At 70.5% G+C, this 22,919-nt stretch carries 26 protein-coding genes; 8 read left to right on the forward strand and 18 right to left on the reverse strand.

The annotated features are described in order from the left end of the window. The first annotated feature begins 48 nt into the window (after positions 1–48). Positions 49–729, forward strand: coding sequence for a glycoside hydrolase family 15 protein (locus ACFPCV_RS02980; protein WP_378055015.1), 681 nt, complete (start codon positions 49–51; stop codon positions 727–729). Here ACFPCV_RS02980 and ACFPCV_RS02985 read toward each other — a convergent pair. Next, positions 711–1,940 (reverse strand): alpha/beta fold hydrolase, encoded by a 1,230-nt coding sequence (locus ACFPCV_RS02985; RefSeq protein WP_378054179.1) that lies wholly within the window; start codon positions 1,938–1,940, stop codon positions 711–713. The two genes, ACFPCV_RS02980 and ACFPCV_RS02985, sit on opposite strands and share 19 nt — an antisense overlap. Beyond that, complete coding sequence (locus ACFPCV_RS02990) at positions 1,937–2,833, reverse strand: LysR family transcriptional regulator ArgP (RefSeq protein WP_378055016.1); 897 nt, start codon at positions 2,831–2,833, stop codon at positions 1,937–1,939. The genes ACFPCV_RS02985 and ACFPCV_RS02990 overlap by 4 nt, the downstream gene beginning before the upstream one ends. A 69-nt stretch (positions 2,834–2,902) precedes the next feature. Between ACFPCV_RS02990 and ACFPCV_RS02995 the strand changes: the two genes are divergently transcribed. Beyond that, the gene (locus ACFPCV_RS02995; protein ID WP_378054181.1) at positions 2,903–3,517 is read left to right on the forward strand and encodes a LysE/ArgO family amino acid transporter; all 615 of its coding nucleotides are present in this window, start codon (positions 2,903–2,905) and stop codon (positions 3,515–3,517) included. Between the two features lie 12 nt (positions 3,518–3,529). On the opposite strand, the gene ACFPCV_RS03000 is transcribed toward ACFPCV_RS02995, so the two are convergent. Beyond that, positions 3,530–3,799: a hypothetical protein gene (locus ACFPCV_RS03000; protein ID WP_378054183.1), complete on the reverse strand. Its 270-nt coding sequence runs from the start codon at positions 3,797–3,799 to the stop codon at positions 3,530–3,532. Positions 3,800–3,903: 104 nt separating this feature from the next. Between ACFPCV_RS03000 and ACFPCV_RS03005 the strand changes: the two genes are divergently transcribed. Beyond that, positions 3,904–4,632 carry a thymidine kinase gene (locus ACFPCV_RS03005; protein WP_378054185.1) on the forward strand — a complete coding sequence of 243 codons (729 nt, stop codon included), beginning with the start codon at positions 3,904–3,906 and terminating at the stop codon, positions 4,630–4,632. A 247-nt stretch (positions 4,633–4,879) separates the two neighbouring features. Further along, complete coding sequence (locus tag ACFPCV_RS03010; RefSeq protein WP_378054187.1) at positions 4,880–5,224, forward strand: RNA polymerase-binding protein RbpA; 345 nt, start codon at positions 4,880–4,882, stop codon at positions 5,222–5,224. Between the two features lie 74 nt (positions 5,225–5,298). On the opposite strand, the gene ACFPCV_RS03015 is transcribed toward ACFPCV_RS03010, so the two are convergent. After that, entirely contained in the window at positions 5,299–5,463 is a 165-nt protein-coding gene (locus ACFPCV_RS03015) for a hypothetical protein (RefSeq protein ID WP_378054189.1), read from the reverse strand. A gap of 96 nt (positions 5,464–5,559) precedes the next feature. On the opposite strand from ACFPCV_RS03015, the gene ACFPCV_RS03020 reads away from it, so the two are divergent. Next, positions 5,560–6,282: a chitinase gene (locus ACFPCV_RS03020; RefSeq protein ID WP_378054191.1), complete on the forward strand. Its 723-nt coding sequence runs from the start codon at positions 5,560–5,562 to the stop codon at positions 6,280–6,282. A gap of 107 nt (positions 6,283–6,389) precedes the next feature. On the opposite strand, the gene ACFPCV_RS03025 is transcribed toward ACFPCV_RS03020, so the two are convergent. From ACFPCV_RS03025 to ACFPCV_RS03035, 3 genes are all read right to left on the reverse strand, one after another. Next, positions 6,390–7,139 carry a polyprenol monophosphomannose synthase gene (locus ACFPCV_RS03025; RefSeq protein ID WP_378054193.1) on the reverse strand — a complete coding sequence of 250 codons (750 nt, stop codon included), beginning with the start codon at positions 7,137–7,139 and terminating at the stop codon, positions 6,390–6,392. A gap of 57 nt (positions 7,140–7,196) precedes the next feature. Beyond that, entirely contained in the window at positions 7,197–8,738 is a 1,542-nt protein-coding gene (gene lnt, locus ACFPCV_RS03030; protein ID WP_378054195.1) for an apolipoprotein N-acyltransferase, read from the reverse strand. A 149-nt stretch (positions 8,739–8,887) separates the two neighbouring features. Then, on the reverse strand, positions 8,888–9,280 hold the full coding sequence (locus ACFPCV_RS03035) for a DUF5313 family protein (protein WP_378054197.1): 393 nt from the start codon (positions 9,278–9,280) through the stop codon (positions 8,888–8,890). A 48-nt stretch (positions 9,281–9,328) separates the two neighbouring features. On the opposite strand from ACFPCV_RS03035, the gene ACFPCV_RS03040 reads away from it, so the two are divergent. Continuing rightward, entirely contained in the window at positions 9,329–9,814 is a 486-nt protein-coding gene (locus ACFPCV_RS03040; protein WP_378054200.1) for a MarR family winged helix-turn-helix transcriptional regulator, read from the forward strand. On the opposite strand, the gene ACFPCV_RS03045 is transcribed toward ACFPCV_RS03040, so the two are convergent. The 3 genes from ACFPCV_RS03045 to ACFPCV_RS03055 are packed head-to-tail and all read right to left on the reverse strand — an operon-like array spanning position 9,778 to position 11,944. After that, positions 9,778–10,467, reverse strand: coding sequence for a response regulator (locus ACFPCV_RS03045; protein ID WP_378054202.1), 690 nt, complete (start codon positions 10,465–10,467; stop codon positions 9,778–9,780). The genes ACFPCV_RS03040 and ACFPCV_RS03045 overlap by 37 nt on opposite strands. Beyond that, positions 10,464–11,600, reverse strand: coding sequence for a sensor histidine kinase (locus ACFPCV_RS03050; protein ID WP_378054204.1), 1,137 nt, complete (start codon positions 11,598–11,600; stop codon positions 10,464–10,466). The genes ACFPCV_RS03045 and ACFPCV_RS03050 overlap by 4 nt, the downstream gene beginning before the upstream one ends. A gap of 8 nt (positions 11,601–11,608) precedes the next feature. Beyond that, positions 11,609–11,944, reverse strand: coding sequence for a hypothetical protein (locus ACFPCV_RS03055; protein WP_378054206.1), 336 nt, complete (start codon positions 11,942–11,944; stop codon positions 11,609–11,611). Positions 11,945–12,033: 89 nt separating this feature from the next. On the opposite strand from ACFPCV_RS03055, the gene ACFPCV_RS03060 reads away from it, so the two are divergent. After that, positions 12,034–12,453: a VOC family protein gene (locus ACFPCV_RS03060; RefSeq protein WP_378054208.1), complete on the forward strand. Its 420-nt coding sequence runs from the start codon at positions 12,034–12,036 to the stop codon at positions 12,451–12,453. A gap of 181 nt (positions 12,454–12,634) precedes the next feature. Here ACFPCV_RS03060 and ACFPCV_RS03065 read toward each other — a convergent pair whose 3' ends face one another. The 7 genes from ACFPCV_RS03065 to kdd all read right to left on the reverse strand — a co-directional run bounded on the left by ACFPCV_RS03065 (position 12,635) and on the right by kdd (position 20,493). After that, positions 12,635–14,689, reverse strand: a complete 2,055-nt coding sequence (locus ACFPCV_RS03065; protein ID WP_378054210.1) for an AMP-binding protein — start codon at positions 14,687–14,689, stop codon at positions 12,635–12,637. Between the two features lie 89 nt (positions 14,690–14,778). Continuing rightward, the gene (locus ACFPCV_RS03070) at positions 14,779–15,249 is read right to left on the reverse strand and encodes a GNAT family N-acetyltransferase (protein ID WP_378054212.1); all 471 of its coding nucleotides are present in this window, start codon (positions 15,247–15,249) and stop codon (positions 14,779–14,781) included. A 37-nt stretch (positions 15,250–15,286) separates the two neighbouring features. Then, complete coding sequence (gene kal, locus ACFPCV_RS03075) at positions 15,287–15,673, reverse strand: 3-aminobutyryl-CoA ammonia lyase (RefSeq protein ID WP_378054214.1); 387 nt, start codon at positions 15,671–15,673, stop codon at positions 15,287–15,289. Beyond that, positions 15,670–16,416 (reverse strand): lysine 5,6-aminomutase subunit beta, encoded by a 747-nt coding sequence (gene kamE / locus ACFPCV_RS03080; RefSeq protein ID WP_378054216.1) that lies wholly within the window; start codon positions 16,414–16,416, stop codon positions 15,670–15,672. Before kamE ends, kal begins: the two co-directional genes overlap by 4 nt. Before the next feature lie 35 nt (positions 16,417–16,451). After that, positions 16,452–18,026: a lysine 5,6-aminomutase subunit alpha gene (gene kamD, locus ACFPCV_RS03085; RefSeq protein WP_378054218.1), complete on the reverse strand. Its 1,575-nt coding sequence runs from the start codon at positions 18,024–18,026 to the stop codon at positions 16,452–16,454. Continuing rightward, positions 18,026–19,468 carry an amidohydrolase gene (locus ACFPCV_RS03090; RefSeq protein ID WP_378054220.1) on the reverse strand — a complete coding sequence of 481 codons (1,443 nt, stop codon included), beginning with the start codon at positions 19,466–19,468 and terminating at the stop codon, positions 18,026–18,028. The genes kamD and ACFPCV_RS03090 overlap by 1 nt, the downstream gene beginning before the upstream one ends. Continuing rightward, positions 19,465–20,493 (reverse strand): L-erythro-3,5-diaminohexanoate dehydrogenase, encoded by a 1,029-nt coding sequence (gene kdd, locus ACFPCV_RS03095; protein ID WP_378054222.1) that lies wholly within the window; start codon positions 20,491–20,493, stop codon positions 19,465–19,467. The genes ACFPCV_RS03090 and kdd overlap by 4 nt, the downstream gene beginning before the upstream one ends. 83 nt (positions 20,494–20,576) lie before the next feature. Here kdd and ACFPCV_RS03100 point away from each other — a divergent pair, with 83 nt between their 5' ends. After that, positions 20,577–22,010, forward strand: coding sequence for a KamA family radical SAM protein (locus ACFPCV_RS03100; protein ID WP_378054224.1), 1,434 nt, complete (start codon positions 20,577–20,579; stop codon positions 22,008–22,010). 78 nt (positions 22,011–22,088) lie between these two features. Here ACFPCV_RS03100 and ACFPCV_RS03105 read toward each other — a convergent pair whose 3' ends face one another. Then, the gene (locus ACFPCV_RS03105; protein ID WP_378054226.1) at positions 22,089–22,913 is read right to left on the reverse strand and encodes an aldo/keto reductase; all 825 of its coding nucleotides are present in this window, start codon (positions 22,911–22,913) and stop codon (positions 22,089–22,091) included. Between the last annotated feature and the right edge of the window lie 6 nt (positions 22,914–22,919).

The raw sequence follows: 22,919 nt of genomic DNA on the forward strand, positions 1-22,919 counted from the left end.
TGCTGACCCGGGCGGGGCGACGTAACCACCGCCAAGCGTTACCTGGCCATCGCCGACGAGTGGGCGTCGAAGGTCGAGGAGTGGACGCTCACGAGCACCGGCCCGCTGTCACCCGACCCGTACTACCTGCGCCTGACCAAGGACGGGAACCCGGACGCGGGCACCACCTACAACCTGGGCGACAACAACATCGGCGAGGTCGACCAGCGCACGGTGGTCGACCTGAGCTTCCTGGAACTGGTCCGCCTCGGCATCCGCCCGGCCGACGACCCCGCGGTCCGGAACACGATCAGCGTGGTGGACCGGGAACTGGGCGAACGCACCCCGGTCGGCCAACTGTGGCACCGCTTCACCGGCGACGGCTACGGCGAGCAGGCGAACGGTGGCCCGTGGAACGTGAACTGGCCGACCCCGACCCGCACCTACGGCCGTCTGTGGCCGATCCTCGCGGGCGAACGCGGCGAGTACGAACTCCTGGCGGGCGACCCCCACACCGCCCGCACCCGCCTGTCGACGATCGCCGGCACCGCGAACGCCGCCCTCATGCTCCCGGAACAGGTGTGGGACAACGCGGCCCCACTCGGCGCCCGGCCCGGCACCGGCACGACGTCGGCGACCCCACTCGTCTGGACCCACGCGCAGTACGTCCGGCTCGCGTGGTCCCTGGCGCAGGGCCACCCGGTGGAACGACCCTCGGTGGTGGCCTGCCGTTACACGAAGTCCTGCTGACTGGAGAGCATCTCCAGCAGCCGGGACATGACCTCGCCGTTGCTCACGCGCAGACCGTCGTGCTGGTGGTCGGCGGTGTGCCACACACGGGCGCCGCCGATCAGTGCCGCGGTCCGCAGTGACAGGTCGCGGTGCACGTACATGTCCGTGTCGTACACGGCGGCCACGAGCGGCACCTCGTTGGCGCGCAACCGGTCCACGTCATAAAGGCTGGTCCAGTGCGGACGTGCGGCCAGCTCGTCAGCGACTCCGCGCAGCGGGGCCATCAACGGGTCGTCGTCGAACATCCACGGGTAGACCATCTCGCCGGTGAAGTACACCGGGTCGTCGGCGTCGAACTCCGGGAACTCCGCGCGCACCCGCTGTGCCGCCCACCCGGTCGCACCGCTGCCCTGCGCGTACGTCGCCTCGTGCAGCAGGTGGTACAGCGGGTTCGCCACCGGCGACCACGACAGTTCGGTCGCCGCCAGCAGGAACGCGTCCGACAGCCCGGCACCGGCGAACGGGGCCTCCAGCAGGTAGTGCAGCCGCGCGCTGCCGTCCCCGGCTCCGAGCAGGTTCCCCAGCGACTGGAACGCCGCCGCGGTGAACCGCCGCCCGGTCGGCAGCCGGACGTCGTTCGCGCTCAGGTGCGACGCCACCCGGCGCGCCTGGGCGGCATCCGCCGGGTACGCCGCGTAGTGCGCCTGGTTCTTCGCGGCCACCACCGGGTACAGCGCCCGGTACGTGTCCGCCGCGTCCGTGCCGACGCCCGGCAGGCCACCCGTCACCAGCGCCGCGCGAAGCCCTTCCGGCGCGAACGACAGGTAGGACACCGTGCAGAACCCGCCGAAGCTCTGACCGAGCACGGTCCACGGCTCGCCGCCCGTCAACCGCACGCGGATGGCCTCGGCGTCGCGGACGATCGAGTCCGCCCGGAAACACGTCAGGTACTCCGCGCCCCGTTCCAGCGCCACCCGCCTGGTCACCGGTGTCGACCGGCCCGTGCCGCGCTGGTCGAGCAACAGCACGCGGTAGTCCCGCAGCGCGCGCAGCAGCCAGCCCTCGTCGCCCAGCGGACGCGGCGCCGGGAACCCGGGGCCGCCGCCGAGGAACAGCAGCCACGGCAGGCCGGGATCGGCCGTCACCTCCCGCGCGTACACGGTGATCCGTTCGCCGCCTGGCCGGTCGTGGTCCAGTGGCAGGTCGAACGTGTGGTCCGCGAACCTCATGGCGCGGTCCTCCGCAACGCGTCCGACGCCACCGCCGCCACGGCGTCGGCCACCGCGGACAGGGCAGGTGAGTCGAGCTTCCACTGCTGCCAGTACAGCGGCACGTCCACCGGCCGGTCGGCGAGCGTCACCAGCGTGCCCGCCAGCAGCCGGGGCTCGGCCTGCACCGACGGCACCATCCCCCACCCCAGCCCCGCCGTGACCGCCGCCGCGAACGACTCCGAGGCCGGGACGTAGTGCCGCAGCGCGCTCGCGTCCCGGCCGCTCACGGTGCGCACGAACGCGTCCTGGAGGTCATCACGCCGGTCATACACCACCACGGGCGCCCGCGCCAGGTCCTCGGCGAAGGACCCGGTGAACCACCGCGCCGCGAACTCGGGCGTCGCGGCGGGCAGGTACCGCAGACCGCCGAGCGGGCGCACCGAACAACCCTGCACGGGCGTCGCCGACGACGTCACCGCGGCCATCACCGTCCCGTCCCGCAGCAACGTCGTCGTGTGGTCCTGGTCCTCGCGGTGCAATTCGAAGCACACCGGCGGGTCGGCCACCACCCGCGTGAGCGCGGGCAGGAACCACGTCGCGAGCGAGTCGGCGTTCACCGCGATCGGCAGCCGGACCGGCTCCCCCGCCCCACTCATGCCCAGCTCGGCGCGCGCGTCCCGTTCCAGGGCGGCGAGCCGCCGCGCGAACCGCACGACGACCTGCCCGGAGTCGGTGAGCCGCACCGGCTTGGTCCGTGTCACCAGCACGCCGCCGGTGCGCTGTTCGAGCGCCTTCACCCGCTGGCTCACCGCTGAGGGTGTCACGTGCAGCACGGCGGCCGCCGCGTCGAACGTCCCCTCGTCGGCGACGGCCAGCAGTGTGCGGACCTGGTCGAGCGGCAGATCGGTCATCACGAGCGCTAATGTTACATTAGAATCTTTAGCTGTACTGTCGGGTTTCGCGCACCTAATCTCCCGTTCATGAGAGACGCGCTGCTCGCGGCGGCCGCCGGGTTCGGCACCGGCCTGTCCCTGATCGTGGCCATCGGCGCGCAGAACGCGTTCGTGCTCCGGCAGGGCATCCGCCGGGCCGGGGTGCCGGCCGTGGTCGCGATCTGCGCGCTGTCGGACGCGGCGCTGATCATGCTCGGGGTCGGCGGCGTCGGCGCGGCGGTGGCGGCGTTCCCGCAGGCGCTGACGGTGGTCGGGCTCGTCGGCGGTGCCTTCCTGCTGTGCTACGGCTTCCTGGCCGCACGCAGGGCGTTCCACCCGTCGGCGATGACCGTCGAGAGCGCACCCACGACGTCCGCGCGCCGGGTCGTGCTCACCTGCCTGGCGCTGACGTGGCTCAACCCGCACGTGTACCTGGACACCGTGCTGCTGCTGGGCAGCGTGGCCGCCCACCGGGGCGACCTGCGGTGGGCCTTCGGCATCGGCGCCACCCTCGGAAGCCTGTGCTGGTTCACGGCACTGGGTTTCGGCGCCCGCCTGCTGACCGGTTTCTTCGCGCGGCCCTCCTCATGGCGCGTACTGGACGGCCTGGTCGCCGCCACGATGCTCACCCTCGGCCTGTCGCTGGTCGTCGGCGCGAGCTGACCGGTGCGGTGTTCAGCCCTCGACGCGGCCGGAGACGCGTTCGCCGAAGTCGCTCACCTGGTCGGCGAGCCAGCCGCACGCCTGCCAGGCGTACCGGCCGGCGGCCTCGCCTGCCTGGCCGCTCACCCGCGCCGCGGTCATGGCCGCGGCGTCCGACACGTCGGAGAGCACCGCGGCGGTGTCGTCGAGCAGACCGGCGGTGCGGCCGGTGAGCCACGCGACGCCGTCACCGGCCTCGTCGCGTGCCCGGTCGATCAGCTGGGAGAACGGGAAGACGGTCATTCGGCACCTTTCGCCGTACGCGGCTGACGTCGCGGGGGTACCCGCATGCCACGGGCCCCATACTGCCGAACGAGTCCGGGATAGGGTCACCAGCCGTGGAGCCCATGCCGCCTCAGCTCAGTGACCCGACCGACGCGCTCTCCTCGGTGCCCGCCGCCGGGTCACGGCGGGCCGTGCCCGTGGTGGGGCACCTGCGGTTCTACTACGGGCCGATGGACTGCGGGAAGTCGACCCTCGCGTTGCAGGTCGACCACAACCAGGCGAGACAAGGCCGCAGGGGGCTCCTGCTCGTCCACCACGACCGCTCCGGCAAGCCGCAGATCTCCAGCCGCATCGGGATCACCCGGCAGGCGATCGAGGTGCACGGCGCGGTCGACCTTCGCGAGCTGGTCCGCGCCCGCTGGGCCGATGGCCACCGGGTGGACTACGTGATCGTCGACGAGGCCCAGTTCCTCACCCCCGACCAGGTGGACCAGCTGGCCGAGCTGGCCGACGACGTGCAGGTCGACGTGTACTGTTTCGGCATCGCCACCGACTTCCGCAGCCGCCTGTTCCCCGGCTCGCGGCGACTGTTCGAGCTCGCCGACGAGCTGGAGCCGGTCCAGGTCGACGTGCTCTGCTGGTGCGGGCTCCCCGCGCGGTTCAACGCCAGGGTCGCCGACGGCACGGTCATCCGGGCCGGAGACACAGTGCTCGTGGCCGATACGGACCGTGAATTACCGGATTCCACTCCAACAGCTACGGTGCGTTACCAAGTGCTGTGCCGCCGACACTTCCGCGTCGGCGATCTCGGCCCCGCGGTGGCGGGCCGAGGGCAGCTCAGCCTGACCTGACCGGCCATCCTGGCCAACTCGTACCCCCAAGTGGGCGACATCATTCGACTATCCGACGAGTGTCGCGTCACGAACACGTTTAAGGTCCATCTCTACGGTGGAAGCTATAGAAGCAGGGGTTGCCGAAGGTCACCCAGAGCAACTGGTAAAGGCGAGCGGGAACGTTTCGCCCCACCTGGACGTTGCTCATGGTGAGCACCACCCTGGCTGCAGCTGGGAGCTGCGAGCCGAACGAAAGGACGTCGCCATGGCCGACCGTGTACTCCGTGGAAGCCGACTTGGCGCGGTCAGCTACGAGACAGATCGTAACCACGACCTCGCACCCCGGCGGACGATCCGCTACGCATGCCCGAAGGACCACGAGTTCGAGGTGCCCTTCTCCGACGACGCCGAGGTCCCGGCGATGTGGGAGTGCCGTCTGCACGGCACCACGTCGAAGCTCATCGACGGCAACGAGCCGGAGGCGAAGAAGGTCAAGCCCCCGCGCACCCACTGGGACATGCTCCTCGAGCGCAGGACCATTCCCGAGCTCGAGGACCTGCTGACGGAGCGACTGCAGGAACTGAAGGTCCGCCGCAGCCGTTCTGCCTGAGCCCTCCCGCGGCTCCCACACCGAATGCCACATCGGCGGCCAACCCGGCGCCACGATGTGGCATTCGGCGTGTCTTAGCTGCGCACAGCGCCGTCGTAGTTCCTGACGGGCACCGAGTCGTGCGACCGCAGCCCGTTGGCGTCGGGCCGCACCGGCACCAGCCGCCCGCCCGACGTGAGCCGTGACGACGGGATCAGCCCCTTCGCCGCGCCCGTCACGAACGCCCTGCTGCGCGCCACGACGTCGGTCGACTCAAGCGGCCACGCACTTGACTGGTCTGGACCAATACGCGATGGTGGTGACACTCCGAAGTTTCCCTGCATCGAGGAGTGACCATGAAGCGGCTACTGGCGACCCTGTTCGCCGTCGGGGTGGCCCTCACCACGGCGTCGTCCCCGGCGACGGCCACCCCCGGATCGGACACCGTCACCGCGAAACGTGCGTTCGTCGTGTCCGAGGCCCAGTTCAACCAGATGTTCCCGAACAAGAACCCCTTCTACACCTACGGCGGCCTGACCTCGGCGATGGACGCGTTCCCCGCGTTCTCGTCCGCGGGCGGCGACACGATCGCAAGGCAGGAGGCGGCGGCCTTCCTCGCGAACGTGTCCCACGAGACCGGCGGCCTCGTGCACATCGTCGAGCAGAACGAGGCCAACTACCCGCACTACTGCGACTGGAGCCAGCCCTACGGCTGCCCCGCCGGACAGGCCGCGTACTACGGCCGCGGTCCGATCCAGCTGAGCTGGAACTTCAACTACAAGGCGGCCGGTGACCACCTGGGCATCAACCTGCTCGGCAACCCGTGGCTGGTCCAGAACGACGCGGCCGTCGCCTGGAAGACCGCGCTCTGGTACTGGATGACCCAGCGGGGCCCCGGCACGATGACCCCGCACGACGCCATGGTGAACCAGCGCGGCTTCGGCGAGACGATCCGCAGCATCAACGGCTCACTGGAATGCAACGGCGGCAACCCCGGCCAGGTCCAGAGCCGCGTCGACAACTACAACCGGTTCGTCGGCATCCTGGGCGTACCGGCAGGCGGCAACCTGTACTGCTGAGCGTCCGCACTCGCTCGTTCTCGAACACCTCGCGGTGCGAGTTGGGCGCGGTGACCACCGCGTCCAACTCGTCGCCCCGGCGCCAGTCCCCGCCGAGGCCGCGTGCGTCACTTCGAGAACAGCGCCTTCAGCTGGTTTCCCCGGCGGCGCAGGCCCCACTTGGTGACGCGGATCAGCGCCTCGCGGATCACGTCGCTGCTCATCTTCGACACGCCGTGCTCGCGCTCGGTGAAGGTGATCGGCACCTCTACGACGGTGAAGCCCGCCTCGATGGTGCGCCAGCCGAGGTCGATCTGGAAGCAGTAGCCGCGGGACGCGACGTTGTCGATGCGGATCTTCTGCAGCGCCTCGCGGCGGTAGGCGCGGAAGCCCGCCGTCATGTCCTTGACCCGCGCGCCGAGCGCGACGCGGGCGTAGGTGTTGGCACCCCACGACAGCATGTACCGGTGCTTCGGCCAGTTCACGACCTTGCCGCCCGGCACGTACCGGGACCCGATCGCGAGGTCGGCGTCCGTCAGCGCGTCGAGCATGCGCGGCAGGTCCTCCGGCGAGTGCGAGCCGTCGGCGTCCATCTCCACCAGCACGGCGTAGTCGCGCTCCAGGCCCCACGTGAACCCGGCGACGTAGGCGGCGCCGAGACCGTTCTTCTCGGTGCGGTGCATGACGTGCACCTGCCCGCCGGACTCGGCGGCCAGGCGGTCCGCGATCTCACCCGTGCCGTCCGGGCTGCCGTCGTCCACGATGAGGGCGTGCGCCTTCGGCAGTGCGGCACGCAGCCGGCTCACGATCCGCTCGATGTTGTCCCGCTCGTTGTACGTCGGGATCACCACGAGCACCGGCTCGAGCTGCTCCGCCATACGTCACCCTCCTCGCCGGCACGACCCGCGTGCCGGTCACTCACGTCGATTCTTCGGTCAGTTGCTTGTCCTGCCACGCCGCCGGACCACGACCGCGGCGCCGAACGCGCCGAGTCCCGCGAGCACCATGACCCACTCCGGGGCCGGGCCCAGTTGGTCAGACAGCGTAGTCGTCGACCGTAGCGGCACCGTCTCGACCAGCGCCGCTGGCGTGAACATGCCGGTCGACTGGCTCACCGACCCGTCCGGCCGGACGAACGCGCTGACCCCGCTCGTCGCCGCGACCGCCACCGCGCGGCCGTGCTCGACGGCACGCACGCGGTCCATGGCGAGCTGCTGGTAGGTCATCTCGGTGTAGCCGAACGTGGCGTTGTTCGTCGGCACGGCGAGCAGGTTCGCCCCTTCGACCGACTCCCGCACCACGCCGTCGAAAGCGACCTCGTAGCAGGTGGCGAGCCCCACCCTGGCGTCCGCCATGGCGAACACGGTCGCCTTGTCGCCCGGCACGAACTGCCCGGCGCGGTCCACCGCCGAGGTGAACAGCCGGAAGAACGACCGCCACGGCATGGTCTCGCCGAACGGCTGCAGCTTGCGCTTCGTGTACTGCTCGACCGGCCCGCGCTCGGGATCCCACAGCAGCATGGTGTTGCGTGGCAGCCCGTCGTCCCCGAGGAGCACCGAGCCGACCGCGATGGGCGCGTCGATCGCGCGGGCCGCGCGGTCGATGGCCGCCCACGCGTCCGGGTTGCGGTAGGGGTCGATGTCGGAGGAGTTCTCCGGCCAGATCACCAGGTCGGGCTGCTCGACCTTGCCGGAGCTCACCTCGTCGGCGAGCTGCTCGGTACGCGCCACGTGGTTGTCGAGCACGGCGCGGCGCTGGGCGTTGAAGTCCAGCCCCGCACGCGGCACGTTGCCCTGGATGACCGCGACCGTCGCCTCCCCGTCGGTGGCGTCGGTGCCGACCAGCGGCACCGCGCCCAACGCGGCCATGACGGGCACCAGGAACGCCAGCGCAGGCGCGACGAGCCTGCGCACCTGGCGGTCGACGAGCAGCGTGCGCACCAGCATGGTGAGCCCGAACCCGGTCATGGCGACCGCGAGCCCCATCAGCGGTGTGCCCGCCACGGAGGCGAGCGGGAGAAAGATGCCCTCCGGCTGCGTGAACGCGATCCGCGCCCACGGGAACCCGCCGAACGGGAAGACCGAGCGCAGGTACTCCCCCGTGACCCAGACCAGCGCCGCCCACACCGGCCAGGCCGGAAGGACGCTCACCGCGGCGATGCCCGCGCCCGCGAGCCCCATCAGCGCCGCCTCGACGAGGGCCAGCGGCAGCCAGGCGACCACGCCGACGAACTCGCCGGTCCACGCGAGCAGCGGAACGGTGAAGCCAAGGCCCGCACACAGCGTGTAGCCGAACCCTGCCCGCGCACGGCGGCCGTAGATGACCGCACCAAGGACCGCGAACCCGATCGGTGCCAGCCACCACAGCGTGCGCGGCGGCCCGCTGAAGTAGATCAGCAACCCCGCGCCGGTCGAGATCAGGACACGCAGGAGCACGTTTCGCCAGGCAGGCGTGCGTTCGTCCGATTTGTCGGACACTACCGGCTCTTCCGGCGATACCGCGGGTGCGACCACTCGGCAAGGGTACGGCGTCCGTTGTTCACTCCGTGTTCCAGCCGACCCGCCGCCACATCGAAGGGTGACCGGGCGAACAGGTCGTGGCGAACCACGCCGGGCATCAGCCAGGGTCAGGCCTGCTCTTCGGACCGGTACTGCGCCGCGTAGCGTTTCCGTGCCTGTTCTTCGGCCTCCTCGTTGCGGGCGTCGCGGGTGGCGCGGGCGATGCCGTGCTCGAAACCGTGCTTCGCTGCCCGCAGCTCACAGCTCTCGTCCACGTACGACAGGGAGAAGTAGACCCCGACGATGGCCACCAGCAGCACCATCGCCAACCGGAGTCCGAGCGGGCCGGGGAGCAGAAGGCATCCGACCGCGATCGGCGTCAGCACCACCGCGCCGCGGGCCGCGTGGCGCAATACCCACGTCCTGGCCGTCACGTCGTGCAGCACCCACGGCGCCAGCCGCTCCGGCAGTCGACCCCCCACCGCGTACCAGAGCCACTGGAACGGGTTTGGTCGTTGCATGCTTAGTACTCTAACATTTAGCACACTAACTACGAGGGACCATGAGTCATGCCACCGATCGATCTCGGCCCTGACCCGCTGGCCCTGGACCGGCAGGTCTGCTTCGCGTTGTCACTGGCCTCGCGGAGCGTCATCGCGATCTACCGGCCGCTGCTGGAGCCGCACGGGCTGACACATCCGCAGTACCTGGTGCTGCTCGCGCTGTGGGACCGGTCGCCCCGCACCGTCCGGGACATCGGCGAGACGCTTCGCCACGAACCCGCGACCCTCTCCCCCATGCTCAAACGGCTGGAGGCGCTCGGCTACCTCAGCCGCGCCCGCAGCGAACGGGACGAACGGGCACTGGCCGTCGACCTCACCGACAAGGGCCGGGCGCTCCGGGCGGAGGCCGAGAAGATCCCGTACAAGGTGGTGGAGGCCCTCGGCATGGAGCTGTCCGAGCTGGAGGAACTACACGCCGCCCTGTCCCGCGTCCTGACCGCGACTCAGAAGACGACTCAGAAGACACCGGGCGACACCAACCCCGTCTCGTAGGCGACCATCACGGCCTGCGCCCGGTCCCGGATGCCGAGCTTGATGAAGATGCGGCTGACGTGCGTCTTCACCGTCTGCTCGGCCAGGACCAGCCGCGCCGCGATCTCCGCGTTCGACTCACCACGCGCCACCCGCACCAGCACCTCCCGTTCCCGCGGCGTCAGCTCCGCCAGCGACGGCGGTGTGCTCACCAGCGTGGGCTGGCGCGCGAAGTGCGCGATCAGCCTGCTCGTCACCGCGGGCGCGAGCAGCGACTCCCCCGCCGCCACCACCCGCACCGCCGCCACCAGCTCGTCCGGCGTCGCGTCCTTCAGCAGGAACCCGGACGCCCCCGCGCGTAGCGCCGCGTAGACGTAGTCGTCGATGTCGAACGTCGTCAGCATGAGCACCCGGCAAGGGCTGTCCGCGAGCCGCCTGGTCGCCTCGACCCCGTCCAGCACCGGCATGCGGACATCCATCAGGACCACATCGGGTGTGGTCGCGGCACAGAGATCCAGTGCCTCCTGACCGTCCGCCGCCTGCCCGACGACCGTGATGTCGCTCTGCGCGCCCAGCAACGCCGCGAACCCGGCCCGCACCATGTCCTGGTCGTCGACCACCACGACGGTGATCGGTGCCGATGCCTCCGCCGATGCCTTCTCTGTCCCGGTCACAGCGGCAGCTCCGCCCGCAGCCGCCAGCCACCGCCCGGCTGGTCCACCTCGAACCGCCCGCCCAGCGCCACCACGCGTTCTCGCACGCCCACCAGCCCGTGCCCACCTTCCTTGTCCGATAGTGGGCCACCGCCCATCACTTGCTCGTTGGTCACCTCCACCTTCAGCGTCTCCTTCGTACGCACGACGTCGACCCACGTCCGCGCCCCGGACGCGTGCCGGACCACGTTGCTCAGTCCCTCCTGCACGATGCGGAACACCGCCAGCTGCAGAACCTGCGGCAGGTCCTCGGTGTCGGGCGCGACGGTCATGGTCACCGGTGTGCCGGCGGTCTCGATCCGTGCCACCAGCGCGGGCAGTTCCCCGAGGGTCGGCTGCGGCGTGCGGTTCGGGTCCGCGCCGTCGTCCCGCAGGGCCGACAGCAGGCCACGTAACTCGGACAGGGAGCTGCGGGCCAGCCGTGCGATCTCGCTGAACTCCGTTGCCACCGCCTCGGGCAGGTCGTCGAGCCGGTAGCGCGCCGTCTCCGCCTGCACGGTGATCATCGACATGTGGTGCGCGACCACGTCGTGCAGCTCGCGAGCGATCCTGGCACGTTCCTCCACGACCGACCGCAGCTGCCGTTCCGCGGCACTGACCTGTTTCTCCTCCGCCAAAGCCACCGCGATCCGGCGGCGGGCGTACACCACGTCGCCGACCCCGACCGCCACCGCGAGCACGATCGTCGTCACGACGGCTGACAGCCAGTCACCACGGCCGGGCCAGATCGTCAGCAGCAGACCGAGACCGGTCACCACGGTCAGCATGACGATCGAGGTGTACTTGCCGCCGAGCGTCGCCACGAGGTAGCCGACCGCCGCGAGTGTCATGGTGCTCGACACCGCCCACGGCCACGGCTCGCCGGGCGAGACCGGCACGGTCACGGTCGCGGTGACGAGCACCGCCGACAGCTCGACCACCCACATCTCGATCGGCCGCGTCCGGCAGAACAGCACCGGCACCGCGCGGGCAGCGCTGAGCAAGAACGCGGCGGTGGGTTCGACGTGGTAGTGCTGGACGAGGTCGAGCGAGCCGAGGAAGAACAACAGCGCGGTCGTCACCCAGAGGCCGATCCGGCCGAACCTGCTCGTCACGGCGGCCATTAGACCGCGTCCGCGCGCACCCGGCCGGACAGGCGGCGGAGCACGGCCACGCAGCCGGCCTGCATGCCGAGCGCGATCATCGCGTGCACGAACCAGGCGCCGGCGAGCGTCGGGCCGCCCCACGCCCCCGACAGGAGCGGGTCGGCCGTGAACGGATGACCGAGCGCACCGACCGTGTCCGGGCGCAGCGGATAGAGCCAGCCACTCCACACGAGGAACACGGCGAGCACCGCGAACGGGAACGCGACGATCGCGACGAGCGGCGACCGGCGCGGGATGCCGAACCGGGCGGCAAGGCGCGGGCTCGGGAACAGTGCGTAGGCGAGGTGGTTCATGGCAGCAACGCTATGAGCGGCGCAGGGTTGAGGCGTCACACCGCGGAGCCAACCTGCGAGTAGTACCGGAGTACTACGAGAATCACGGCATGCTGCGAATCGGGTCGACCGTACTGGGTGCCGCCGACGTGCGGCGCGCCGCCGAGTTCTGGAGCCGCGCACTGGGTTACGTGCCACGCGACGAGATCGAGGAGACCTGGGCGGTCCTGACGCCGCCCGACGGCAACGGCCAGAACGTCTCGCTCATGCTCAGCCGGACACCGGTCCAGGAGGAACTCGGCGCCGGCAGGGTGGACTGGCAGGACTACCGGCCCGGTTTCGGTCGGGTGCGTTGCCTGGTTCCGGTTCGCGTTGTGGGTTCGTCCTCGCCGGACGGGCAGGTCTCCGGGGTGGCGGAGGGGCAGGTCGGCGGCGGCTTGGGCGGGTGGGCTTACGCACCGTCAGGGTTGCGCGGGGCTGGGCCCCGCTTCGCGGGCCCGGGGCGCGTGGACGGCGTGGCGATGCCCTGAAAGGCGCGTTCAGGGCGCTGAGCGCCCTGAACGGCCCATGCACGGCACCGGTTGAGCCGTAAACGCGCCTTTCACGGCATCCGCCCGCCCCGTCGGGCGACCGCAGGGGTGTGGGGGTCGTGCCTGATGACGGGGTCGTACGCCAAAAGCCACTGCACATGATCTTCACGAAAGACGTCGTCTAGCTGTCCATGAGCAGCCGCCGCCGGACCACCTTCCCGGTCGCGTTCCTCGGCAGCGCGTTCACGAAGATCACGTCCCTCGGCACCGCGAACCGCGGCAGGTGCGCGTGCACGTACTCGCGCACCGCCGTCGGGCTGATCGCAGCACCCGGCCTCGGCACCACGTACGCAGCGAACCGCTGCCCGAACTCCCGGTCCGGCACCCCGACCACCGCCGCCTCCATGACCTGCGGCAACGTCATCAGCAGTTCCTCGACCGGCCGGGGGAAGACGTTCTCACCACCGGAGACGATCATGTCGTCGTCCCGGCCGGACACGAACAGCCGCCCGTCCGCGTCGAGGTAGCCGCGGTCGCCGGTGACCATCATGTCGTCGTAGACCGCGTTGCTCCCGCCGCCGGTGTAGCCCTCGAACAGCATGTCGTTGCCGACGCAGATCTGGCCGACGACACCGGGCGGCACCGGGCGCCCGTTCGCGTCGAGGATGCCGACCCGCGTGCCGACCGGGCAGCGGCCCGCGGTGGTCGGTGCGGCCTTCAGGTCCTCGGGGTCCGCGATGCTCGCCCACGACACCTCGGTCGACCCGTACAGGTTGTAGAGCACGTCGCCGAACTCGGCCATGAAGTCGGTGACCAGCGACGCGGGCATCGCCGACCCGCTGGACGCGACGATCCGCAGCGAGGACAGGTCGTAGTTGCGGATCACCTGGCGCGGCAGGTCGAGGATGCGCTGCAGCATGATCGGCACCGCGATCAGCGTGGTGCAGCGGTGTTCCTCGATCGCCTGCAGCGTCGCCTCCGGGTCGAACCTGCGGTGCAGCACGAGCTTCGCGTGCAGCGGCATGCCGAGCTGGACCGCCGCGAGCCCCCACGTGTGGAACAGCGGCGCCGCCACCATCATCCGTTCGCCCGCCTGGAACGGGATCCTGGACAGCACGGCCGCCGCGGTGCGGATGCCGTGCGGGTTGCGGCGGCGCGCGCCCTTGGGGTTGCTGGTGGTGCCGGAGGTCAACACGATGATCTTGCCGGGCGACGACGGCGCCTTGATCCGCTCCGGCGTCGCCTTCTCGATCAGCCCGTCGATCGTGATGTCGCCGGGCTTGTCACCCTTTCCCCACGTCAGGATGCGCGGCAGCGACGTGGGCAGGTAGTGCACGAGCGGCATGAACTCCTCGTCGACGAGGACGGCGGCAGGCCGGTGGGTCATCACCGTGTCCCGGACCTGGTTCGCCGACAGGCTCGTGTTCAGCAGCAGCACGCTCGCACCGAGCTTCCCGCACGCCACGATCGACTCGACCAGGCCGGCGTGGTTGCGGCACATCACCGCGACCCGCCGCCCCTGCCGCACCCCGTGCTTCATCAGCCCGTTCGCCAGGCGCGTGGTGCGCTGGTCCACCTCGGTGAACGTGAGCGTGCCGAGCTCGTCGGCGATCGCGTGCTCGTTCGGGAACCGCACACACGTCGCGCGGTAGCCGCCCGCGACGGTGGCACCCCACTTCGCCAGCACGTTCAGCTGCCGCAGCAACCGGTCCGGCCGTCCGGGCGTCAGCACCCCGGCCTTCGTGAGGATCCGCGCGGCGGTCAGCTGCGACTGGCTCTTCGCGGCCTGGTCGATGCCCTTGCGGGAGGCGGTGATCGGGATGCCCGCGAGGTGGTGGTGGATGAGGGTGAACGCGCGCCGCACCCGTTTCCGCAGCCAGGAACCGGTGACCGAGGTGTCGACGTTCGGCAGCGAGACCGTCAGCTGCACCTCCGTGCGCGCACGGTCGGGTGCCGCGAACCTCAGCGACACGTGCCCGCCGGGCCACCGGTCGCTGACGATCACCAGGTGCTCGCGCGGCCGGTTGACCAGGATCTCGACCTCGTGCTGGACAACCGGTCCCTGGTCGACGCTGAACCGCACCTCGTACCGGCCGCCGGCGGCGTCGCCGAGGTGCTCGCACCAGGCCACCTCCGCGACGAACTTCGGGTAGCTGTCGAGATCGGTGAGCAACGCCCACACTCGGTCGATCGGGTGGTCGAGGACTTCCGTCACCTCGACGAGATCGGTCGCCATGCTCCTCCGTCCGCGGGGCGAACGCCCAGAGCTAGTGTTACTAGCAGCGTGCTCCACTCGGAGCTAGACCCGGTTCCGTGATGTGGACGTTATACAACACGGGCCAGCAGTTCCGTGCCAACCCCGGGGTCACTCGCGAGCGGTTCGCGCTCCCCGGTCGGCTCAAACCCGTGGCGGAGGAACAACTTGCGCGCCGCGTCGTTGCCGTCCGCGACCCGCAGCACAACCCGGGACCAGCGGTTTTCGGCTGCCCACCGCAACACGTCCGTGATCAACAGGTTGCCGATCCCGAGCCCACGGGCGCCGGGACGAACCCACATCGACACGAGCATCGGCGTGTCCGGTTCCCGCACGTACGCGCCGACGAGCCCGGCGGGTACGCCGTCGGGCGACACCACCGTCCACAGCCCGCCCGCGAGACGGCGCCGCCAGTCGGCCTCGCCGAGACCTTCCTCGCCGGCCAGGGAGGAGCCGAACGCGTGCGGGGCATCGGCGAGCGCGGCCAGCCGGAGGTCGCGCAGCAACCGCCAGTCGTCGCCGGTCAGCCGGATGGTTCCCATGTCGCGACGGTAGGCCAGCCGACCGGCGGACCGCCTCCTATTTCGGCGGCACCACGATCGTCGCGGTCGCCTTCGTCGCCACCACCGGCGGGTCGAGCACGTCGGCTGCGGAGGGACCACGTTCCGGCGCCGCGCGGCAGAGCACGCGTGCCTCGAACTCGAGGTCACGGGAGCGGGTGCCGACACGGGTCAGCGTCGCGGTCACCTCGACCACGTCCCCGGCCTGGATCGGCGCGCGGAACTCGACGTCGGTGTACCCCGCGAGCAGGCTCTCGTCGCCGTCGGTGTGGATGGCGAGATCGGTCGCCACGTCACCGAACATGGCCAGCCCGTACGCGCCGTCCACCAGGTTGCCGCCGTAGTGCGCGTGCGCGTACGGCACGTACCGCCGGTGCGTCACAGAGAACCCGACCTCGACGTTCACGCTGCCACTCCCTTGCTCTCCTTCATCGCGTGCACCAGGTAGCTCGCCACCTCACCAGGCGTGGTGCCGCGGCCGAAGACCCGGTCCACGCCAAGCTGTCCGGCCATCATCGGGTCGAACCGGGGCCCGCCCGCGATCAGCACCGGCCGCCGGTCGCCCATGGCCTCGCGGAACGCCGCCGACATCTCCTGCGTGTTGAGAACGTGCGCGTCGCGCTGGGTGACGACCTGCGACACCAGCACCGCGTCCGCCTTCTCCGCGCGGGCGCGTTTCACCAGCTCCGGCACGGTCACCTGCGCGCCGAGGTTGATCACACGCAGTTCACGGTAGTACTCGAGGCCCTTCTCGCCCGCGAAGCCCTTGATGTTGAGGATCGCGTCGATGCCGACCGTGTGCGCGTCGGTGCCGATGCAGCCGCCGACCACGACCAGCTTGCGCCGCAACATCTTCCTGACCTCGCCGTTGACCTCCGAGGGCGACAGCAGCGGGTACTCGCGCTCGACCACGGTGACCGCGTCGAGGTCGATGATGTGCTTGGCCGAGCCGTAGACGACGAAGAACGTGAACTCCGCGCCGATGCCGTGCGAGTGCACGACCATCGCCGGTTCGATGCCCATCTTGCTCGCCAGCTGCATCGCGGCGCCCTCGGCCTTGGGACCGGGCGGGATGGGCAGCGTGAACGACGTCTGCACCATGCCGTCGCCCGTGGTGTCCCCGTACGGACGAATGTGCCGCTTGGTCACAGCTCCGCCTTCCCCGGATTCCGACCTTGCTCCGCTCACTTAGTCTCCCCCGTCTCCAGCAGGTCGGCTGCGGGGTTGCGGTAGCCGTCCGCCTTCTCGACCACGCCGTCGGCGCCCTTCCCCTTGTCCGGCGGGCGTTTCATCAGTCCGAAGGTGCCGTCGGCGATCGCGTCGAGCAGCCCGTCGCGGACGATCCGGTCGAGCAGGTCGACGGCCTCGCCGAGCACCTGGTGGGCCCGTTTGACGATGAGACCGCCCGGCGCGGGCCGGAAGTCCTCGCGCAGCCCGGCCGCGGCGTTCAGCACGTACCTGACGTTCTGCAGTGCCAGGTCGCGGTCGGACAGGAACGGTGTCACCACGGCCTCGGTCATCATGCCGACCAGCAGGATCGACTGGCCGGTCAGGACACCGGCGAGGTTGAAGAACCCGTCGAGCAGATAGCCGTTGAAGACGTCACCCGTCATGTGCTTGGTGGGCGGCATCCACTTGAGCGGCGCGTCGGGGAACAGCTCACGCGCCAGCAGCGCGTGCGCCAGCTCGAGGCGGAACGAGTCGGGGACCTTCGGATTGATCTCGAACGCGTGGCCGAGGCCGAGCAGCTCGTCCGGCAGGCCCGCCTCGTGCGCGAAGTGCTCGTTGAGCAGCTGCGACACGGTGACGGTGTGCGCGGCGTCGACCGCGTCCGCGGTGGTGAGGTAGTTGTCCTCGCCGGTGTTGATGACGATGCCGGCGCGGGCGTGGACCTGGCGGGAGAACCGCTGGTCGACGAAGGTACGGATCGGGTTGATGTCGCGGAACAGGATGCCGTACATCGAGTCGTTGAGCATCATGTCGAGGCGCTGGAGGCCACCGAGCACGGCGATCTCGGGCATGCACAGGCCGGACGCGTAGTTCGTGACGCGGATGTAGCGGCCGACCTCCTTGGACACGTCGTCCATCGCGGCACGCATGATCCGGAAGTTCTCCTGCGTGGCGTAGGTGCCCGCGAACCCGTGGTGCGTCGCGCCCTCCGGCACGTAGTCCAGGAGCGACTGCCCGGTGGAGCGGATCACCGCGATGATGTCCGCTCCCGCCCTGGCGGCGTTGGCGGCCTGCACGACGTCCTCGTCGATGTCGCCGGTCGCGACGATCAGGTAGATCCACGGCCGCTGCGGCGGGTTGCCGAACCTGGCGACGAGCCGGTCGCGCTGGGCGCGGTTGCGGTCGACCGTGCGCATGCCCCTGGCGACCGCGACCCGGCCCGTCTTGGCCGCCCGGTCGGCGTCGCGGCCCGCCGGGACGCGGTACTGGATCTGGCCGGCCGCGGTCGCCTCGGCCAGCTCGGTCAGCGAGCCGAGGTCGTGTTCGCGCAGTGCGTGGAAGGCGGGCAGCACGACGCCGTGTTCCAGGCCGCAGTGCTCGCGGACGGTGTCGACGACGCGGTTGACCCACGGCACGTCACCCGCTCTGTGGGTGGTGTCCGCGCCCGTGATGCCCGCGAGCCGCAGGGTCGCCCGTTCGACCGCGACCGTCGTGTGCGCCTTCGCGATACGTACGACTGGTTCCGCCGCCCGCGCGGCCAGCTTGCGCGCCGTCGCGACGACGTCGGGATCAAGGTCGAGCAAGGGCATCATCGAACCTCGTGAATCGTCGTTCCATTGTGGACAGTACGGAGGCAGTGTGGTGACGTGCGCGGGTCGCCGTCCCACACGGCGAAGGTCGCGGGTGCCCCGGCTTCGAGGCGCCCGCCCGTCATGCCGGCCGCGTGCCAGCCGCCCTCGGTGTGCGCGGTGAACGCCTGCTCCCACGTCAGGCCGGCGCCAGGGGTGCGGTGGTCGACGGCCGCACGGACCGTGGCCCACGGGTCGACCGCGGTGACCGGCGCGTCGGAGCCGAACGCCAGCCGGACACCACGCGCGGCCATCGTCGCGAACGGGTTGAGCGCCGCGGCGCGGTCGCCGAGCCGTTGGGCGTACATGCCCTCCGGCCCGCCCCAGTACGCGTCGAACAGCGGCTGCACCGACGCGATCACGCCGAACCGCGCCAGCTCGTCGATCTGCTCGCCGGTCACCATCTCCAGGTGCTCGAGCCGGTGGCGGGCCGCGGCGAGTGCCCGCTCCCCCACCACCTTCTCGGCGAGCTGGAAACCGGCGACCACCTCGGCCGCCGCCGCGTCGCCGATCACGTGGAAACCGGCCTGTCTACCTGCTGCCGTGCAGGCCACGACGTGGTCGGCGATCTGCTGGGCGCTCAGGTAGCGGGCGCCGCTCGTGTGCGGGGCGTCGGTGTAGGGCGCGCGCAGCGCCGCGGTGCGGGAGCCGAACGCGCCGTCGACGAACAGGTCGCCGGCCAGCCCCCGCACACCCGGCACAGGTTCGCCGAGCGCACCCCAGTAGCCCACCACCTGTGGTAGGTCACCTGACCTGGCAAGGAGGTCGGCGAGGTCGTCGGCACCCGAGATGTCCGGGCCGCCGCACTCGTGCACGCAGGCGATGCCCATCGAGGCGGCGTGCCGGAGGAACGCGAACTGCGCGGCCTCGCGTTGTGCCGGGGTGATCGACTCGCGGGCTGCCCGGCGCGCGTGGTGGTGCGCGTCCTGGGTCAGGGGGCCCTCGCCGGACCAGCCCGGCGCCGTGCGTGTGTCCGGCACGAGTTCGACGAGCGCGGTCGACGCCAGCGCCGAGTGCGCGTCGACCCGCGACAGGTACACGGGTGTACCGCCCGCGACCGCGTCCAGCTCGGCGCGGGTGGGTGGGCGGTTCTCCGGCCAGCGGGTCTCGTCCCAGCCGTGACCCCAGAGCAACACGTCCGTGTCGGCTCGGTCGCGCACCGCGTCGAGCAGGTCGGACAGCGACGCGGTGCCCGTCAGGTCGAGTCCCGTGTGCAGCAGGCCTGCCGAGGTGGCGTGCACGTGGGCGTCCACGAACGCCGGTGTGACGAACGCACCGCCCAGGTCGACCGTATGGGCGACCTGGCCCGGGTAGTCCGTGCCGAGCCAGGTCAGGCGACCGGCCTCGACGGCCATGGCGGTCGCACCGCCGGGCACCCGCGCGTTCGTGTACAGGGTCGTCATGTCGGTGAAGTGTGCCGTTCACGGCGCTCGAACAGCTCGCGGACGCCTGGCGTTTCGCGGAACAGATCGAGCGCGAAGGTCGCGTGGCCGGGCACGAACCCGTTGCCGATGAGCATGCGGACGTCCGCGGCCAGCCCTTCCGCGCCGAGTGCGGCCGCCGAGAACGACGTGGCCATGGAGAAGAAGACGATCGTGCCGCCGTCCGAGGTGGCCAGCACCGCGCCGTGTTCGGTACCGGGGACGTCGACGCAGACGATCGTCGTGTCGACCTGCTCGCCGACGGCCTCGGCCACGGCAAGGGGGTTCCGCGCGTCGGCGACGACGATCTCGTCGGCGAGGCCTGCCGCGCGCACCGCGTCGGCCTCGGCGTCGGTCGGCACGAGCGCCACCAGCCGCCCGGCCCCCGCCTTGCGGGCCGCGGCCAGCGACAGGCTGCCCGACTTGCCACCGCCGCCCAGGACCAATACCGATGACTTGGGACCAGCCGCACGCACGACGCGGTCGGTCAACGCGGGCGCGCCGCACACGTCGAGGACCGACAGGGCCAGCTCGTCCGGCAGATCCGGCGGCAGCACCGCCGCGATGGACCGCCCGAACAGCACCGCCGTGCCCCGGCACGGCACCTGTTCGCTCTCGCCCGACCAGTCGGCGAGACCGTCGTCGATCCGCAGCGGCGTGAGCGTCAGTGACACGAGTGTCGCGATCCGGTCACCTTTCCTGAGCCCCAGCGGCGACTCGGGACCGACCTCGCGGACGGTGCCGAGCAGCATCCCGCCGGAACCGGTCACGGGATTGTGCATCTTCCCGCGCTGCTCGATGATCCCCGCCACCGCGCGGCGCACGGCGTCGGGCGACCCGTGCGCTTCGCGCAGCTGCCGGTAGGAGGCGGCGTCCAGGTTCAGGCGCTCGACGTCGACCAGGACTTCATCCGGCCACGAGCCAGGTTCAGTGGACAGCCGCCACGCTTGCTGCGGCAGCACCCCGGCGGGCTCGAGTACCCGGTGCAGCCCATACGGAGACGACATACACGACCTCCTTCCGTAGGATTTGCGTCTGAACTACGTTATGGCAGCATATCTTTACGTCAACCTAGCGACCAGGAGGACGGATGACGGCAGTGCACGACGCGGTCAGCGCCGCCACAACGGTCTCCGACGCAGTGGACGAGACCGCGCGGCAACCGTACGAGTACGTCAGGCAAGAACTGGTGGAGCCGGACTGGCGCCGGTTCCCGGGATGGCGCCATGTCACGGAGGCACAGTGGCGCGACGCGCAGTGGCAGCGAGTGCACTGCGTGAAGAACATCAAGCAGTTACGTGCGGTGATGGGCGATCTGCTGGCGGAGTCCTTCTACGAGGACCTGGCAGCCGACCAGGAACGGCTCGCGACGATGTCGATGCTGCTCCCACCGCAGATGCTGAACACGATGGCACCGGCGACGACCAGTGCCGACATCACCAAGGACTTCCTCGCCGATCCGGTGCGCCGGTACATGATGCCGGTCGCGAGCGACCGTGACCCGATGTGGCCGAACCACCCGCACTCGTCGCGCGACTCGCTGCACGAGGCGGAGATGTGGGTCGTCGAGGGACTGACGCACCGCTACCCGACGAAGGTGCTGGCGGAGCTGTTGTCGACGTGCCCGCAGTACTGCGGGCACTGCACGCGGATGGACCTGGTCGGCAACTCGACCCCGTCGGTGGACAAGCACAAGCTGGCGCTCAAACCGGTCGACCGCCAGGACCAGATGATCGACTACCTGAAGCGCACCCCGGGCGTCCGCGACGTGGTGGTCTCCGGCGGCGACGTGGCGAACGTCCCGTGGCACCAGCTCGAGTCGTTCCTCATGCGGCTGCTGGACATCGAGACCGTCCGGGACATCCGGCTCGCGACCAAGGCACTGGCAGGCATGCCACAGCACTGGTTGCAGCCGAAGGTCGTCGAGGGCCTGGAGCGAGTCGCCCGCACCGCACACCGGCGCGGTGTCAACCTCGCGATACACACGCACGTCAACCACGCTCAGTCGGTGACCCCGCTGGTCGCGGAGGCCGCCCGCACCGCGCTCGAGGTCGGCGTGCGCGACGTCCGCAACCAGGGCGTGCTGATGCGCGGCGTCAACGCGACCCCTGACGACCTGCTGGACCTGTGCTTCGCGCTGCAGGGCGAGGCGAACATCCTGCCGTACTACTTCTACATGTGCGACATGATCCCGAACGCCGAACACTGGCGGGTCGCCGTGTGGGAGGCGCAGGCGCTGCAGCACGCGATCATGGGTTACCTGCCGGGCTACGCGACCCCACGCATCATCTGCGACGTGCCCTACGTCGGGAAGCGGTGGGTGCACCAACTGGCGGAGTACGACCGCGAACACGGCATCTCGTACTGGACGAAGAACTACCGCACGGGCATCGAACGCACCGACGACGACGCCCTGTCGCGGCGCTACCCGTACTACGACCCGATCGCCACCCTGCCGGAATCGGGTCAGAAGTGGTGGCGCGACCACGAAGGCTCGGCAGACTCGGCCGGCTCGGAGGCCTGACGTGCTGCGCCCGGCGTGCGCAGGGGCGACGCCGGGCGCACTCACGACAACACACGTCGCCGACGGCCACCGAACACGTCAGTCGAGCTGGTCGGGATCCGGCCCGGTGCGCAGCCCACGCTCCAGGGAGGACAGCGCGGCCACATCGTCGTCCGCCAGCTCGAACCCGAACACGTCGAGGTTCTCGGCGATCCGGGACGGGGTCACGGACTTGGGGATCACGACGTTCCCCAGCTGGAGATGCCAGCGCAGCACGATCTGCGCGGCGGTCCGGTCGTACTTCGCCGCCAGCGACGTCACCGTGTCCTCGGCCAGCAGGTCACCGCCCTTGGCGAGCGGGCTCCACGCCTCGGTGACCACTCCGTGAGCAGCGTCAGCCGCCCGAACGGCCTCGTTCGTCAGGTACGGGTGCAGCTCGACCTGGTTCACCGCTGGCACGGTCCCCGTCTCGTCCACGAGCCGCCGCAGGTGCGCGGGCTGGAAGTTGGACACCCCGATGGCACGGACCCGGCCATCGGCCAGCAGCTTCTCGAACGCACGCCAGGTGTCGACGTACCTGTCACGCCGCGGTGTCGGCCAGTGGATCAGGTACAGGTCCAGGTAGTCCAGGCCCAGCCGGGACAGCGACGCGTCGAATGCACGCAGCGCGGAGTCGTAACCCTGGTCGTCGTTCCACAGTTTGGTGGTGACGAACAACTCCTCCCGCGCGATGCCCGACTTGGCGAGCGCGGCGGCGACACCCTCCTCGTTGCCGTAGATCCTCGCGGTGTCGATACTGCGGTACCCGGCGTCGAGCGCGGCGGTCACGGCCGCCTCGGTCTCGTCGTTCGGCACCTGGAACACGCCGAAGCCCAGCTGGGGCATCTCGACACCGTTGTTCAGCTTCACGTTGGGAACGGTCATGGCTCT

It is taken from the genome of Actinophytocola glycyrrhizae (assembly GCF_042653545.1).
GTDB lineage: Bacteria > Actinomycetota > Actinomycetes > Mycobacteriales > Pseudonocardiaceae > Actinophytocola > Actinophytocola glycyrrhizae.

What these genes read in the sequence shown, in the direction of transcription:
- ACFPCV_RS03070 (WP_378054212.1), bottom strand. Translation starts at nt 15,249, where the DNA reads ATGGGAACCATCCGGCTGACCGGCGACGACTGGCGGTTGCTGCGCGAC.
- ACFPCV_RS03060 (WP_378054208.1), top strand. Translation starts at nt 12,034, where the DNA reads ATGCTGCGAATCGGGTCGACCGTACTGGGTGCCGCCGACGTGCGGCGC.
- kdd (WP_378054222.1), bottom strand. Translation starts at nt 20,493, where the DNA reads ATGTCGTCTCCGTATGGGCTGCACCGGGTACTCGAGCCCGCCGGGGTG.
- ACFPCV_RS03055 (WP_378054206.1), bottom strand. Translation starts at nt 11,944, where the DNA reads ATGAACCACCTCGCCTACGCACTGTTCCCGAGCCCGCGCCTTGCCGCC.
- kamD (WP_378054218.1), bottom strand. Translation starts at nt 18,026, where the DNA reads ATGCCCTTGCTCGACCTTGATCCCGACGTCGTCGCGACGGCGCGCAAG.
- ACFPCV_RS03000 (WP_378054183.1), bottom strand. Translation starts at nt 3,799, where the DNA reads ATGACCGTCTTCCCGTTCTCCCAGCTGATCGACCGGGCACGCGACGAG.
- ACFPCV_RS03025 (WP_378054193.1), bottom strand. Translation starts at nt 7,139, where the DNA reads ATGGCGGAGCAGCTCGAGCCGGTGCTCGTGGTGATCCCGACGTACAAC.
- ACFPCV_RS02985 (WP_378054179.1), bottom strand. Translation starts at nt 1,940, where the DNA reads ATGAGGTTCGCGGACCACACGTTCGACCTGCCACTGGACCACGACCGG.
- ACFPCV_RS03005 (WP_378054185.1), top strand. Translation starts at nt 3,904, where the DNA reads ATGCCGCCTCAGCTCAGTGACCCGACCGACGCGCTCTCCTCGGTGCCC.
- ACFPCV_RS03105 (WP_378054226.1), bottom strand. Translation starts at nt 22,913, where the DNA reads ATGACCGTTCCCAACGTGAAGCTGAACAACGGTGTCGAGATGCCCCAG.
- ACFPCV_RS03090 (WP_378054220.1), bottom strand. Translation starts at nt 19,468, where the DNA reads ATGACGACCCTGTACACGAACGCGCGGGTGCCCGGCGGTGCGACCGCC.
- ACFPCV_RS03040 (WP_378054200.1), top strand. Translation starts at nt 9,329, where the DNA reads ATGCCACCGATCGATCTCGGCCCTGACCCGCTGGCCCTGGACCGGCAG.
- ACFPCV_RS03100 (WP_378054224.1), top strand. Translation starts at nt 20,577, where the DNA reads ATGACGGCAGTGCACGACGCGGTCAGCGCCGCCACAACGGTCTCCGAC.
- ACFPCV_RS03010 (WP_378054187.1), top strand. Translation starts at nt 4,880, where the DNA reads ATGGCCGACCGTGTACTCCGTGGAAGCCGACTTGGCGCGGTCAGCTAC.
- ACFPCV_RS02995 (WP_378054181.1), top strand. Translation starts at nt 2,903, where the DNA reads ATGAGAGACGCGCTGCTCGCGGCGGCCGCCGGGTTCGGCACCGGCCTG.
- ACFPCV_RS02990 (WP_378055016.1), bottom strand. Translation starts at nt 2,833, where the DNA reads ATGACCGATCTGCCGCTCGACCAGGTCCGCACACTGCTGGCCGTCGCC.
- ACFPCV_RS03020 (WP_378054191.1), top strand. Translation starts at nt 5,560, where the DNA reads ATGAAGCGGCTACTGGCGACCCTGTTCGCCGTCGGGGTGGCCCTCACC.
- ACFPCV_RS03065 (WP_378054210.1), bottom strand. Translation starts at nt 14,689, where the DNA reads ATGGCGACCGATCTCGTCGAGGTGACGGAAGTCCTCGACCACCCGATC.
- ACFPCV_RS03035 (WP_378054197.1), bottom strand. Translation starts at nt 9,280, where the DNA reads ATGCAACGACCAAACCCGTTCCAGTGGCTCTGGTACGCGGTGGGGGGT.